Raw genomic sequence first — 13942 nt, 5'->3', positions numbered from 1 at the left:
TCGACCCCGAGCACCCGCGGCGTGTGCACGTCGGGCTCGGGCAGGCGGCGTATCAGCCGCAGGAGCGTCGACCGGCTCGCCCGGACCGCGAGCGTGTTAGCCAGGCGGGCGCCGGCCCGGTCCGCCAGCATCACCGCTACCTGTTGCAGCACCGTCTGCAGCCCGGTGCTTCGCCTCCGTGCCGGAACGTGAGTCCGTCGACCTGCTCGGCGAACGTGGCCTGCCGGCAGGCGCGGTCGCGGCAGCGGAACCGCCGGACCTGTAACTCGATCACCACGGGACGCCCGGCGACAGCAGTGTCGGCGAGGCGGCGTACGTATCGGCTGTGCACCCGGCCCGACACCGTCCCGCAGGCGGAACACGCGGCCCGCTCCGCCGATGCGCGGGCCCGCACGACCACCAACTCGCCTTCGACCACTGCGTTTTCAATCATTACGCCTTCGACCTGGTGGAACCACAGGTCCTGGAGAAGCCAATCACCCACGGCCGTTCATGATCGCGGTTGTGGTGACCCTCCGTGGCTCCGGCACGGAAAGTGATCCAGAACCACGGTTCAAAGCACGCCGACAACCAAGTCGCCAACCGCGTTCGCCAGGGCGCGCAAGGCGCGGCACCCAGTGTTCGACCCCGAGGCATATCGAGGTCGCAAAATGTCGTCGAGCGGTGTTTCTCGCGGTTGAAGCAGTTCCGGGTCGTCGCGGCCCGGTTCGACAAGCCCGCCGCGCACTGCCGGGCCGGTGGGTCATCGCGTCGCCGATCCTATGGCTGCGAAACATAACGACCTGACCCGACCGTCGCCGAGCGAGTGGCGGGCGCTACTTGACCAGGTGGAAACCCGGATGCTGCAGCCAAGCCGCCAGGAACTTCACGTCACGGACGTGCCGAAACCACCGCCCACCGCCCCCGGTGTCGTACGAGACCTCCGCAACTCTTCCCGGGAGGGAGGCAACCAGTGCTCTCGCCTGGTCCAGAGAGGCCTCATCGCCCGTGTCGTCACGTGGGGCGGGATAGCTCAGCAGGCCGTCGAAGTCGATCAACGTGTCGAGGCGTTCGGCGAGTGCTAGTGCCAGGTGACCGAGCACGTGATGGTTCGCCGGCCTCGAGCAGCCGGCACCCAGCACCAGTCCCTGCACCGGTGCGACGGCCTTATTGCCGAGACCGGTCTCACCTGAACACCACCATGACGTCACCTCGAGGGGGAAGATCTCAGAAGCGGCCCCAGGAGATCCAGGCGGAGCGGAAGAAGCTGCTGATCGCCGAGCTGTGTCCTGCGGCGGCTTGCTGAGCAGGATCTGGCCCAGGGGAGGGCACCGTAGCGGAAGCTTCGGTCAAGCCGTAGATGGCGGAACATGCGGTGCTGCTGATTCCGTACCGTGACGAGTGCCGGACGAGTCTGCGCTGACTCGCGACTATCGCCGGATCCTGTCGATCGTGCGGGCCTCCGCAGGCCCGGTGCAGGTGCGGGCGGTAGGAAGGAGTTGGCCTTGGAAGTGGTGCGCGGGAAGCTGGAGCCGCTGCGGGCGAAGTGGGTCAAGCTCGCGGACCGCGACTGGCTGCGCAAACGCCCTGACAGGAAGTTCACCGCTCGCCTGTAGCCGAGCCGGCGGGGTGCGCCGCAATCACGTAACTGTCGGACTCTCGGCGGCAGTTGGGCAGCCCTGGGCCGTCGAGGCCCTGTGAACTCTCAGCCTGACCGGTGCCGCAACATCGCCTCAGGCCTCCGACGGGCGGCCCGAGACCAAACCCGGCCCCTCGTCCTTCTCGTCCTCACGTGGTCAAAACGGACGACATCGATCTGCGCTGAAGCCCTGCGTGAGGTCTTGATCAGCATGGACACGTCTGAATTCCGCCTCGGTGCCTTCCGATACTCCTGACGCGCTCTGGCATTGCTGCTAGCGTACCGGCAGTTGAACCCAGGGGAAGAGCGGTCGGAGATATGGTCGATGTGCCAAGAGAGTTACTCGAAGCCGCCGCTGTGGCCGATGTGGTCCCCGTCCTTGGTGATGCGCTCAATCCCGGGCCTCCCGAGGGAGCCGCTTCAGGCGATCAACTTGCCTTATTGCTGGGGGCGAAGCTTAATCTTCCAGTGGGCGGTATCCGCCCCGCCAAGGATTTACCTATTTTGGTCTCCCAGTACGAGGCATTGCGTGGTCGGCACGCGCTGATTGCGTTGCTCAGGCAGCAGATGGGTGCGCCGGATCCCGTCATTCCCAATGAATTGCTGCTAGCTGTTCGCTTGGCATCGCAAGCGCTGATCACCACCAGCGTGTCACTCAATGCGGAGACGGCCTTGCGTCGCATCGGTAATGCGACGTCCACGGTCATCATCGATCCGATCGCGACCTGGTACACGTCCCAGGAGCGACAGCCCTGGCTGATCAAACTGGCGGGCTGTCTCTCGCAGCCTGAGAGCGTCGCGTTGAGCAGTGACCGGCTGATGCGCCTGTCGACATCGATCGATCAGCTGGAACTCATGGTCCGAGGTATCCTACTCACGAAGACGCTGGTATTTATCGCGTACGGTCTTGGCGACCCGTTTCTGGAAGCCCTGCACACACTTCTCCAGATGTCCTCTACTCATTCTCGCCGACGATATATTCTCACGGAAGAGATAGCTGATGATGAGAGGGTCATCGCTCGGGTCTGGGAGAGTCGCGGATATGAAGTGGTCTCGGGACCGTTGTGCGCGATGCTGGAGCAATTAGTAGACGCTAGTGATCCGGCGGGACGTTCTATTGCTGCAGTTGCGCCGCAAAACGTGCACAGCTTGCGCCCCTTCAAGTTTCTCGACTACTACACCGAGCAGGAATCCAAGATCTACTTCGGTCGAGACGACGAGGCGGAAAGCCTGGCGACGATCATCGCCACGAACCCTCTGACGGTGATTGTAGGGCCTTCGGGTGTGGGAAAAACTTCTCTTGTCAATGCCGGTCTCATTCCCAGGCTTCATGCGAAGGGTTACGACACCTGCACCATCCGGGCGTTGGATCATCCCACCAAGGAGATTCTAAATGCGCTTCGCTTGAAAGAGGGCGGAGAAGGATGGGCATCGGAGGATCTCCGGACTGCGCTTTCCTCATACACGCGTAAAAGGCCTCTGGTGGTCACGATCGACCAGTTTGAGGAATTCTTCCTTCGTGTCGGTCCGGGGGCCAGGCGTGACTTTGCCGAGCAGTTGTATGCATGTCTTAGGGACGCCTCTCTGGATATTCGCTTGGCTTTTGTGATCCGGGATGACTTCCTGCACCACCTGCTGGAGCTAAGCCCCCCTTTGGATAAGATCCTGCGCAGCCACTTCGTCGTACGCCGTCTCAGCCGAGGCCAGGTGGGCGATGTATTGAAAAAGATCTTCCAAGAAATCGGCATCGAGATCGATCCGGAGCTCGTCGCACGACTCATGGAAGATTTGGACGACGATGGCATCGATCCATGTCAGCTGCAGATCATCGGACACACCCTCCAGCGAGAGATCCCTCCTGGCTCCAGCTCGGTCAAGGCGGAGCTCTACGGCACATTGGGTGGCACGGATGCCATCCTCGCCCGTTACCTGGACCACACATTGGACGTTCTAGCAGCGGAACTCCTGCCGGTTGCCAAAGGTGTGCTGCAATGCATGGTCTCGGCTGATCGAACGAAGAATGTCATGTCCACCAAGGAAATCGCCCGCGATGTCATCACCAGGCGTCTGGATGTCTCGGACGACATACTCCAGCGGGTACTGCACGACCTCATGCAGGCGCGCGTCATTCGGTCCGTGCAGGGCCGTGGAGAAGAAGTATTTGAGCTGGCGCACGATGTGCTGGCTGCCAAGGTCTGGGGCTGGATCGAGCCTCGCGACATCGAGCTCAAGTATGTCCGGCAGTTATTGCAGCAATCGACGGTCGACTGGCGGCAGGTGAAGATCCTGCCCAGCCGTCCGCAATGGGAATTGGTGGAACGGCACAGGGAAGAACTGGAGTTCAGTCCATCCGAGGCGTTGTTCGCGCTCCATGCCGCGTATCACTACGACAGTGGCGTCACATGGTGGACCGCGAAGGCGGAACAGTGCGGCGTCGACGTATGGGCCGAGTGCACCCGGATGCTGGGCACGGAGAGTCCGCCGGTCCGTCTCGCAGTGCTGAACTGGGCTGTCGGCAGTCCCAATGCCCGTAAGACTGCCCTTCTCGAACTGGCTTTGCTGAGCGAATACCCCGCGGTTCGGCGTGTTGCCCGACGTGCCATGTTCGGGGAGACACCCCGGCATGCTGGAGGCGACGAACCCGTCTTCGTCGACGTGCCCGGGGGCGATTTCCTGTTTGGCACGGATGATCTTCGTTTCGAACACTCCCAACCGTGCCACCGGGTGACGGTCTCGGCGTTCGCCATCCAGCGGTATCCGGTGACCAATTACGAGTACCGGGCGTTCGTCCGAGCCACCGGTCACCGTGCACCCGACCACTGGGAGGGCGGTGAGCCGCCGTACCGGCTCATGGAGCACCCAGTGGTCCAGGTGTCATGGTGGGACGCGACGGAGTACTGCGCGTGGTTCGCCGCGGAAGCTGGCCTGCCCACCCGACTTCCCACCGCCGCCGAATGGGAGAAGGCGGCCGGTTGGGATCCCCTCAAAGGTACGCAGTCGTACTGGTCATGGGGTAACACCTTCGACCCCGCCAAGGGCAACAGCCGAGTGGGCGGGCCTGGGAGTACGACCCCGATCGGGCAGTACACGCCGGCAAGTGGTGACAGCCCCTGCGGAGTGGCCGACATGTGTGGCAACACGTTCGACTGGGTGTCCGACTGGTGGGCTCCCGGCCATGACCCGACAGAGGTCGTGGATCCGCAAGGCCCCCCGACGGGCCAGCACAAGTGCGCCAGAGGCGGCTCCTGGGCGGGTTCCGCGGAAGGTACGAGCGTCGTCAGCAACAAGTATTCGCTGTCTCCCGGGACGCGCAACGAATACGTCGGCTTCCGCATGGCGTACACAGTGGCCGACGCATCCTGAACCTCTGTATCAGTCCGAACCCCTGTATCAGTCCGAAGAGGAGAATTTAGTGCAGGAGACAGCACAGCAGGTCATCGTCACCGTGGTAAACAGCAGGGTCGAGCAACTGGCCAAGAGCCTCGGCTCCCTTCCTCTCGCAGCGGACTTCGCGGCTCAGATGACACCGGTGGTACCGGTCCCCGACGAGGAGGCCTTCCGCGCCTACCTCTGGACGGCCGCGGTGTGCCACGCGACGAAGGGCGGACTGACAGGCGTATTCGGAGAGCACCGTTTCAAGGGGTGGGACTTCCTGCTCCGTGCGTTCAGCGCACAGGCGGCTGCCGACGCCTCCGTCCTCTCGCCGCAGAACATGTCTGCCTTCACGGCCGCCGACCTCCTGCGACTCCTCACCTCACACAGTGCCGAGACCCAGGTCAACCTCACTGATCTCGACCGTCGCGCAGCCATCCTCCGCACGACGGCCGAGGAACTGCTGCGGACGTTCGACGGCAGCGTTACCAACCTTCTCGGCCGCGCCGATCAGCGGGCCGGAGGTCTAACCGGTGCTTACGCGCTCCTGGAGCAGCTGTCTGCATTCCAGGACCCGTTGCAGAAGAAGAGCAGCGCGTTCCTCATGACCGTGCACTTCTCGAAGCGGTGGACGATCCGGGATCAGGACTCCATTCAGCCCATGATCGACTATCACCGTATGCGTGTTCTGCTCCGCACGGGTTGTATCGAGATCGACGACCCCCGGACGGCCCAGCGGTTGCGCGCGCAGTTGCCGGTCGAGCCGGAACTGGAGACGGAAATCCGCCGAATCTCGCTGGACGTCTGTAGCAAACTGCCCGGTCTCGCGAACATGCCCATGTTTGACTTCGACGTACTGCTATGGGCCCACGCCCGCAGTTGCTGCCGGCACGAACCCATGTGCGTGAGCCGTAAGGCCGAGAACGACTCGTTCGGCTCCTACCTCGACATGGCGGACAGCACCCGGTGTGTGTTTGAGGGGTGGTGCCCGGGAAGCGTCAAGGCCGAGACGCGCGCCTATTGGGAGCCGATCGTGGCGACGGAGAACTACTGACGGGGCGGTCCACGCCGTCTGTTCTGAGTACGATCCACCGACCGGACTGGCAACTCGGGGGTCACTATGTGGGAACGAAGTAAGGTCAGCGATCTCTTACCGGGAATATCGCCGGAATCTCACAGCTTTACCTACACCTACCCACCACCCTATGTAGCTCTGGATCGCAGTTCCCGCGGAGGGTTCGACATCGCGGAGGCCGCCATGTGGCCGGACTTCTCGATGTACGTGCATTTCCCGTTCTGCCGTATGAACTGCAACTTTTGCAGTCTTCACCGTCAGACGGCTCAGAACGAAGACATGGCGTCCAGTTATCTCCAGGCTCTGAGCCAGGAGTTACGACTGTTCGGCGACGTGGGGTGCGTGCCGCCCCTCCGGGCTCTGTACCTGGGTGGCGGCACGCCCACCATGCTCTCTGCCGACGAGCTCAACCAGTTGCTGGACGGGATCGCCGCAGCCCTGCGGCTGCCCTACAGCACCGACGTGGAGGTGACGATCGAGTGCGCCCCTGAGCAGGGGCGCGACTTCCACGGGTGGGCCGCGTTCTTCCGGACCCTAACCTCACGGCGCCAACTTCCCGTCACCAGGGCCAGCGTGGGTGTGGAGGCCTGGAGTGATGCTGTCCTGAGCCGTATGGGACGGACCGCGGCGACTGTCTCCGCGATACAGGCCCTGGTCGCCGCGGTCGACCAGGAGGTGGCCACCTACAACGTCGACTTCCTCGTCGGCTACCCGCGAGGACCCGAAGGCCCTCGTGAGGAGGGACGCGACATCGTGTCCGCCGTAAGCGCTCTCCGGGCTCAGGGGATGCGTGTGCCGAGTGTCAGCATCTATCAGCTGTGGGCTGTCGAGAACATCCCGATCAGCCGAACGGCACTGCATACGCTGCCGCCGGCGGACGACCTCCTGCAGGAGCTATGGACCGTGCAGAGCGCCCTGTACGACTTCGGCTACATCGCTGGATACGGCACCGCCTTCGTGCGCGGGGCCGAGGATCTCCACCGATGGACGCGGCACCGGTACGAGTCCTTCCGGCACTTGGGCTTCGGCTCAGGTAGCTATTCGTTCCTCCCCGACGGTCTTGTTCAGCGGGAGCGCGACGTGGCAGGCTACCGGGCGCTTCTCGCACAGCGGTCCCCGCACTGGGGCGAGGTGGACCGGGCCCTGAACCTCGTGACTCGGCTCTCAACCGTCGAGCTCGAGATGCGGCGGATCATCTGCGGGTTGCGGAGCGGCACCCCGGTGCCGCCGCCGACCGCGACATCGGCGGTCGAACTCGAGGAACTCGCTTCCAAACTGAACCGCTTGACGGATCTCGGAGTTCTCGAACGTCGCAGCGAGGGCCTGGCCCTGTCCGCCGACAGCCTTCTCCTGACCAATGCCGTCTCGAGCTATCTGCATCCGGGCGCGATGCCACGTAAACCCCCGGCAGCCTGGCGTGCCGCGTCGGTGTCACGGAGGCGGGGTGCCCATACGTCCGGCTGACGCGTTCCACAGGGTTTCGAACTGATCGGCCCAGTAGTCGTGCCAACGCGGATCGTCCTCTCGGCGCAGTTCGAGGTGCATCCGCGATGAGATGCTGTCGCCGTGGTAGCCGTGGATCTCGAGGATGAGCACGCCATGACGCTCGCCTGGATCTATCGCGACAAGGCTGAACCCGGGACTGAGGTCGAGCAGGCGCCATTCCAGACTGCCGGGCACGTGCCAGCCTGCCATAAGCTGCAGCCTTTCGAGCGTCGTGCGTATGGAAGGTCGCAGCGACTGGATCGGGAAGCGCAGGCTGCTGTCCAGTTGCTGTTCTGCGATCTGTACGGCCTGCTCCTGGTCGGGATCGAGGACCAGGATCCTGACAACAGAGCCGCGCTTGGAAAGCATCCCGGTACGAAGAGCCGAGACAGTCTCCGGACCGAGCAGATTCACCGCCGACGGAGCGAGTACCCACAGCGTGTGGGCACGCTCGATCCGCTCACTGAGCGGTACTTCGGCGAGGTGCTGCCGGTCGTACAGGAAGTCGCGCCCTCCGGCTCGCTGCGCCGGAAGAGTGATGCGGAAGACTAGAAGAGATATGCCGGCGAGCAGCAGGGTCCAACGCATCCTGTCGGATACGGTATCGCTGATCAAGTCCACGACGGCGAAGCCCAGAGCCGCGGCCGACACGACGTACGCGTCGACATTACGCCGTGCGACGATGTCCCGGCCGATCCTGCGCAGAGCGTCCCGCAACTGGTCACCTGCCCTTGTGCGTGCGGACTGTGGCGTCGTGCCGGAAGACGGACTGATGGAGATCCCTTACGCGGTACCGGAGGACTGCGGCAATGCCACTGCACGCACCAAGTCCGCGGCGAAGTCCCTGGCGTCCGCGTCGATCACCTCAACCTGTTCGGCCTGCCAGATGTGACGATCGGCTGAAGCCGGCCCGAGCTGGACGGCGTAAGCGTGGCGACGCAGCGGGCCGAAACGCTGTGTGCACGCGTGGAACAGCTGCTTGAAGTCCGGGTCCGCGAGTGCGAATCCGACGAACACCAGTGTCTTCGTGCTGAAGTAGTGGTCCAACAGGCGAGTCAATGAGAGCCGGAGCGAGAAGAGGTCGAAATAGTCCCGGTCGGTGATGACAAGCGTTTCCGGCCTGGCGAGTTCGCCGTGGATCTTCACCACGGGGACCGCTGCCCTCGTGAGGAAAGGTACATCGCTGTCCGTCACGACGACTTGGTGTCGGCGCTGAGCCGCCTGCAGCGCTCCCTCCACAAGGGTGTCCCAATTCGTCGTGACGAAGGCGTGGAAAGGGAGTGCGGCGAAGTCGGCGTGCGCCGGGCCGGGGCGCCAGGGCTGGCGCAAGAGTGACTCCACCACGAACGAGATCAGGGCGTGCCGGCCCCTGAGCGCCGCGTAGGCGGTGGCCACCTGGGTGAGATTCCTGGGATCGCCGTCGAAATCTTTCATTCGAGCGGCAATGCTTTGGGCGAGGGCACCGGCTGCAGGCAGTCCCTGAGACACGGACAAGCCGGCCCCACAGAACAGGACAGCGTCTTCGTTACGTACGGCGTCGATCAATTCAACAGGGATCGGTTCGGCCACCAACGCAGGATACCGTCGCTCATGACAGCCCGTCAGGACATCGTCCACCCCACTGGGAACCGTTTTTCGGTGAACGCGATGTCCGCGATCAGCACCCGCGGCCGGATGCGCTTCATGGTCTTCATCGAGTCGTTCGACGCGCAGGTTATGTGCCGCTTTCGCCCGGCTCACCGGGTACTTCGACCGGAAGGCCCGCCTGGTCGTCGACCGGCACTCGACCCACCGCTCGAAGGCCGTCCGGGACTGGCCCGCTGACGACAAGGACCAGGTCGAGCTGCACTTCCTGCCCTGGTACTCACCCGCGCTGAACCAGGACGAACTGGTCAACGCTGACCTCAAAGGCAGCCCGCCGCACACCCACGGGGCCAGGAGCCAGGCCGAACTCGCCGCCGAGAAACGCCGGTTCTTCCGCAGTCGACAAGGCCAGTCCCACATCGCGCGCGTATTCTTCAGCGGTCGACACGTCCACTACGTCCTCAACGAGCGAACTGGGGGAGCGCCAGAACCTGACAGGGGCGCGGGTTGTGGAACCGTGAGCGGTGGCGCTGCTGGGATCAGGTGCTGGGTGCCTCGAAGGTCTCGATCGTGCAGCGTGCTGCTCCGCTGCGCTCGATTCTGGCGTCGCTTGTGATCAGTGGGACACCGAGGCTCTCGGCGAGGGCTACGTAGTGCGCGTCGTAGACGGAGAGGTTGTTCGAGAGTTCGCGTACGCGCTGCCATAGGACCAGCGTGGGGTGCAGGTCGAGGGCGAGGGCCTGGTAGTCGGTGATCGCCTTCTGGGCTTCCTTCTCCGTGATCTTCGGCTTGCTGTCTCGTCGGCCGCGGGCCAGCCCGAAGACGGCCGAGGTGATCTCGTAGTCCAGCAGGCCGGGCGCTGCGAGGCTGTCGACGCGGCCCGCCCGTTCACGGATCGCAGTGCCGGTCTTGCCGTGGTCGAGGAGGAAGTGCACGAGGCTGGAGCAGTCAATGACGATCAACGTCGGTTCCGCCCGTCCTCGATGGCGTCGAGGATGTCGGTTGTGCTGAGTTCGGTGCGCGTTTCGCGCTCCAGGCGGGTGGCCATCTCCGCCGGGGTGGGCTTGGCGGCTTCCCGGGAGAGAAGGTCCAGGGCGTAGGCCTGAAGCGACTTGCCCGCCTGTGCGGCGCGGACCTTCAGGGCGTTGACTGTGTCCTCCGGGACATCCCGGATCGTGATCGCCGTCATGCCTTCATTTTAGCAGCAGTGCAGGCAATGTGCAGGCGTGAGGGGCTGATCATGCTGCAAGTGGTACCGGCCCGGTTTCGAGGATGCGGACGCGGTGCTGTGCCCGTCACCGACTCGACAGCGGCGACCGGGGCTGATCCACCATGGCGACGGCAAGCCCCGGCGTAAGACCGTTCGCGCCCGGATCATGCAGGTGGGTGGCGGTTAGAGTGAGGTGTGCCCCAGGGGTGCGCCCGTGGAGGTGCCCAATGGTTGGATGGCTTGTAGAGGTTCAACAGTGGCCTCCGCTTGTCCCGCCGGGCGGTCGACCGTGTCGTTGCATCACTGCTCCAATCTCGCTCGCGGGCCCGACGGGACCTCACCGGTGGACAGCCGGTGGACAGACGCCTTTGGGCGGTGCATCACGGGGTGGCACGGGGCAACCTGTTGCACGTGTTCTGATCAGGAAAAACGTCATCACACAGCACGACGAGGCACCAGACAACACGAACGCTCATGGTCTCGTAATGCGTAGGTCTCGGGTTCGAATCCCGAAGGCGGCTCCATAGTGAACCCCAGGTCAAGCCGATGACCTGGGGTTTTTTCTTTTGATTGACCTTGGTATTCGGGTAGATCGGACACTTGCGGTCTGTGCATCGCAATGCGTGGGTCGCAGGTTCACTCCCTGTTGTCAACGAGCCGTGACAAGGCTTTGACCTGCGGTTTAGGTGCATTGAACCCTTCGGTTGGCCAGGCAGGCAAATGCTCCGGTGGACAGTTGGTGGACAAGCGTGCGTGACGGCTCGTCAGAGTCGCCTCGCCGCTCCTGGGGGGAGGCGAGGGATTCGGGTGCCTTGGGAATGGTGGTCGGCGGCGTAGGGCTTGTGCTGTTCCGACAGGCTGGGGGAAACCCGGGCTGCTGAGGGGCGACGTCCTTGGTGGGGTTCCTGCCGCAGCGTCGCCCACGGACGGGACCCCCATTCGTGGGAGGATCGGCAGGTAGGCCGGAGTGCGGCGGAGGTGCTGGGTTGGCTGTCGCCGTCCTGGCCGACCTGCTGAACGGAGTCGGCCGCGTTCGGGCCGCCGCGGTGTGCACGAGCGCGACCACCGCCCAGGTGCTGGCGGCCTGGCAGCGCTCCGAGGAGGCGGGCTTCGCGGCTTACCGCAAGGCCGCGGCCGCCTCGCCCACGACCCCGCCGGACGTACCGAATCTCGAAGATCGACTGGAGAAGGCCCTGGACGAGGGCGAGCTCGACCCGGACGCGCGTACGTTCCCGGCCGCGCGCCGACGGTTCGTCCAGCACTGGCTGGCCACTGCGCAGCCCGTGTTCGAGGGCCGCGCCCCGCTGGAGGCCGTCCGCCGCGAACGGCGAGAGTTGTGGGCCGCGGCTCCCCCGACTGAGCGCCGCGCCTTGCTCGCAGCCGTCCTTCCTGCCCTGGAGGAGTCGGCCGCGGCGCCGGTGGACACGGCTGAGCCGCTGCGGTGGCTGCTGGAGCAGATCGGTGACGGCGTCACCCTGACCCAGGCTGGCTACCTGCCGCGGGAACTGGCGGCTGCCGCGTTCGCCCGCTATCCGCACTGGTACCCGATCGGCAAGGGGCCGCGCTCGGAGGCGGACCTGTTCCAGCTGGCCGACCTGCACGAACTCGCCCGCACCCACCGACTGGTGACCAAGCGCCTTCGTGCGCTCAAGCTCTCGGCTGCCGGCCGCGCTCAACTGACGGACCACCAGCTGCGCCAGCACACGGCCGCGCTGGCCTGGCCCGGCACCATCGCGGCTGAGCGGCAGGTGGCCGAGTCCGCCCTGTGCGCACTGTGGGCGGGGCCCCGGCTCCGCGAGGACCTGCGCGATGCCGTACATCCGGTGCTCGATGCCGGCTTCGCCCACGGCGACGGCACCGGGATGGAGGCGAAGGACACCGAGCGGCTGCTGTGGCGGTTCTGGCACACCGGTCGCGAACTCGGCTACCTCGAGCCGGAACGGTCCATCGACGCCCTGATCTCCCTGTCCGCGACTGGTCGCTCGGCCGCCCTCGCCGCGCTCCGCCTCCTGGCCGAGGGACCCCGCGACCACATCTGAGCGCGCCTCAGCGGGCTGTCAGGCCGGCGTCGGTGAAGCGCCGCATCAGCGAGGACTTGCCGCGGTGCTGTTCGCGCAGGTCGTGCAGGCGCCGCGCGAACTCCTCGGAGGTGCCCGCCCGGTCGTGGACCTCGCGGAGATCCTTCAGAAGGGTGACGGCGGCGTCGTAGGGGCCGGGCTGCTTCTGCCCGATCAGGCGGGCGATGTCCTGCCAGGCCTGCTCGGTGTTCTCGGCCAGGCGGTCCAGGTGGCTCTCGCGAGACCGCTGTTCGGCCCGGCGGGCCTGGGCGCGGGCCTGCTCCTGCTGCCGTGTGTGCTCGCTGCGCACCTCGTGGGCGGCGTCGAGGAGCTCCGCGGCTGAGCGGCGCCGGGCAGCGGTGGACGGTTCGGCCGTACCACGGGACGCGGCGCGGTGGCGGGCCAGCAGAGTGGGGCCCGGCTGTGGGGCGGTGCCCAGGGCTGCATCCAGCAGCATGGTGTCCTTCTCGCGTGGTGGCAGGGCGCGGATCCAGGCGGCGAGCGCGTCCTTGTCGACTGCCTGGGAAGGGGCGGCACTGCTGGCGCGTGCAGCCGCGGTGAGCAGATGCGGGTCGACGTGAAGGAAGTCGGCCAAGGCCTGCTGCGGGCCGGTGAGTCGGGCAAGGCCTGCGGGTACGGGCGGCTCGACGGTGGAGGTGTACTCGTCCTCGTCGACGTCCTCCTCCAGTTCCCAGCGGGTGAGCGCGGAGAGCCAGGCCAGATAGAGGGGGCGCAGGTCGCCCGCGGCGAGTTCGGTACGCAATGTGGTGAAGGAGGCGAGGGTGAAGGAGGTCTCGAAGTCCCACTCGCCGCCGTCATCGGCCTCGTAGGAGAAGTCGAGCAGCAGGTGCCCTTTCCTGGTCCAGCAGGTCAAGGTGTCTTCCGCGCAGTACGGTTCGGCGCTGCGGGCGGGCAGCAGCGTGGTGGGCAGGCGCAGCATCAGGCGCCGTGAGCCCGAGTTGGCGAGGTACAGGTGGGCGTCGTACAGCTGCTCGATCAGTTTGCGCTCATCGCCGCGGAAGTTGCCGTAGTGGTACTCGTTGACGAAGTGCGTCGCGCTGATCCGGGCCCGGCTCGACAGCGCCCGCACCCCTTCGAGCTCGTCCTTGGTCAAGGGGCGGTCGACGGCCTGAAACTCGTAGTACTGGTACTCGCTCACGGCCGTGCACGCTACCGACAGGCGCTGCGGCTCATTTCACGGGACCTGGATGGTGACCCCGCGTTCGGGGCGCCTCCACGGTTACGGTCCTGGCGGTGCCGTCGGGTTCGTAGGATCGAGCCGAGAACGACGGGCCCGCAGGGGTCGGAGGGCAGGCGTGTGGTGGCGGCACCGGGGGAACTGCTGGCTGGGCTGCTCGGCGGGGCGAAGGCGACCGGGGCCCAGCGCCCGGCTGGAGGCGCCGGTGGCCGGCCTGGGCCTTGGGGTGGCCGGGGTCGGGCCCGTGAGCCTTCCGCTGCGGGCGCCCCAGGTGAAGCGGCTGATCTCGGTGGCACGGCCGGCGTTGTTCGGGCGGGGCGAACAGACGCTGAGCGACACCAGC

General features: G+C 65.5%; 12 protein-coding genes. 6 read left to right on the top strand and 6 right to left on the bottom strand.

What is annotated here, in order from left to right:
* Positions 1–136: 136 nt before the first annotated feature.
* Positions 137–433 (bottom strand): transposase family protein, encoded by a 297-nt coding sequence (locus tag U5640_RS20035; protein WP_340377138.1) that lies wholly within the window; start codon positions 431–433, stop codon positions 137–139.
* Between the two features lie 1503 nt (positions 434–1936).
* Between U5640_RS20035 and U5640_RS20030 the strand changes: the two genes are divergently transcribed.
* The 3 genes from U5640_RS20030 to U5640_RS20020 all read left to right on the top strand — a co-directional run bounded on the left by U5640_RS20030 (position 1937) and on the right by U5640_RS20020 (position 7529).
* Positions 1937–4981 (top strand): SUMF1/EgtB/PvdO family nonheme iron enzyme, encoded by a 3045-nt coding sequence (locus tag U5640_RS20030; RefSeq protein WP_340377137.1) that lies wholly within the window; start codon positions 1937–1939, stop codon positions 4979–4981.
* A gap of 49 nt (positions 4982–5030) precedes the next feature.
* On the top strand, positions 5031–6044 hold the full coding sequence (locus U5640_RS20025; protein WP_340377136.1) for a queuosine salvage family protein: 1014 nt from the start codon (positions 5031–5033) through the stop codon (positions 6042–6044).
* A 204-nt stretch (positions 6045–6248) separates the two neighbouring features.
* Complete coding sequence (locus U5640_RS20020) at positions 6249–7529, top strand: radical SAM protein (protein ID WP_340377135.1); 1281 nt, start codon at positions 6249–6251, stop codon at positions 7527–7529.
* Here U5640_RS20020 and U5640_RS20015 read toward each other — a convergent pair.
* Together U5640_RS20015 and U5640_RS20010 are read right to left on the bottom strand one after the other, a co-directional pair.
* The gene (locus tag U5640_RS20015) at positions 7497–8267 is read right to left on the bottom strand and encodes a hypothetical protein (RefSeq protein WP_340377134.1); all 771 of its coding nucleotides are present in this window, start codon (positions 8265–8267) and stop codon (positions 7497–7499) included. The genes U5640_RS20020 and U5640_RS20015 overlap by 33 nt on opposite strands.
* Positions 8268–8333: 66 nt before the next feature.
* Positions 8334–9119: an SIR2 family protein gene (locus U5640_RS20010; RefSeq protein ID WP_340377133.1), complete on the bottom strand. Its 786-nt coding sequence runs from the start codon at positions 9117–9119 to the stop codon at positions 8334–8336.
* 21 nt (positions 9120–9140) lie between these two features.
* On the opposite strand from U5640_RS20010, the gene U5640_RS20005 reads away from it, so the two are divergent.
* The gene (locus U5640_RS20005) at positions 9141–9374 is read left to right on the top strand and encodes a hypothetical protein (RefSeq protein WP_340377132.1); all 234 of its coding nucleotides are present in this window, start codon (positions 9141–9143) and stop codon (positions 9372–9374) included.
* Positions 9316–9750 (top strand): transposase, encoded by a 435-nt coding sequence (locus tag U5640_RS20000; RefSeq protein WP_340385225.1) that lies wholly within the window; start codon positions 9316–9318, stop codon positions 9748–9750. The genes U5640_RS20005 and U5640_RS20000 overlap by 59 nt, the downstream gene beginning before the upstream one ends.
* Here the strand turns inward: U5640_RS20000 and U5640_RS19995 are convergent.
* Positions 9674–10096 carry a type II toxin-antitoxin system VapC family toxin gene (locus U5640_RS19995; RefSeq protein WP_340377131.1) on the bottom strand — a complete coding sequence of 141 codons (423 nt, stop codon included), beginning with the start codon at positions 10094–10096 and terminating at the stop codon, positions 9674–9676. The genes U5640_RS20000 and U5640_RS19995 overlap by 77 nt on opposite strands.
* Positions 10093–10323, bottom strand: a complete 231-nt coding sequence (locus U5640_RS19990) for an antitoxin (RefSeq protein WP_340377130.1) — start codon at positions 10321–10323, stop codon at positions 10093–10095. The genes U5640_RS19995 and U5640_RS19990 overlap by 4 nt, the downstream gene beginning before the upstream one ends.
* A gap of 1007 nt (positions 10324–11330) precedes the next feature.
* Here U5640_RS19990 and U5640_RS19985 point away from each other — a divergent pair.
* The gene (locus tag U5640_RS19985; RefSeq protein ID WP_340377129.1) at positions 11331–12383 is read left to right on the top strand and encodes a hypothetical protein; all 1053 of its coding nucleotides are present in this window, start codon (positions 11331–11333) and stop codon (positions 12381–12383) included.
* Positions 12384–12390: 7 nt separating this feature from the next.
* Here U5640_RS19985 and U5640_RS19980 read toward each other — a convergent pair whose 3' ends face one another.
* Positions 12391–13560 (bottom strand): hypothetical protein, encoded by a 1170-nt coding sequence (locus U5640_RS19980; RefSeq protein ID WP_340377128.1) that lies wholly within the window; start codon positions 13558–13560, stop codon positions 12391–12393.
* Positions 13561–13942 lie beyond the last annotated feature (382 nt).

It is taken from the genome of Streptomyces sp. SS7 (assembly GCF_037993025.1).
In the GTDB taxonomy this organism is placed as follows: Bacteria; Actinomycetota; Actinomycetes; order Streptomycetales; family Streptomycetaceae; genus Streptomyces.
This window is presented reverse-complemented; position numbering and strand designations above follow the sequence as displayed.

Bases quoted from the DNA above. Each gene is read 5' to 3' on its own strand.
- U5640_RS20035 (WP_340377138.1), bottom strand. From the start codon at position 433: ATGATTGAAAACGCAGTGGTCGAAGGCGAGTTGGTGGTCGTGCGGGCC.
- U5640_RS20030 (WP_340377137.1), top strand. From the start codon at position 1,937: ATGGTCGATGTGCCAAGAGAGTTACTCGAAGCCGCCGCTGTGGCCGAT.
- U5640_RS20020 (WP_340377135.1), top strand. From the start codon at position 6,249: ATGTGGCCGGACTTCTCGATGTACGTGCATTTCCCGTTCTGCCGTATG.
- U5640_RS20005 (WP_340377132.1), top strand. From the start codon at position 9,141: ATGACAGCCCGTCAGGACATCGTCCACCCCACTGGGAACCGTTTTTCG.
- U5640_RS19990 (WP_340377130.1), bottom strand. From the start codon at position 10,323: ATGACGGCGATCACGATCCGGGATGTCCCGGAGGACACAGTCAACGCC.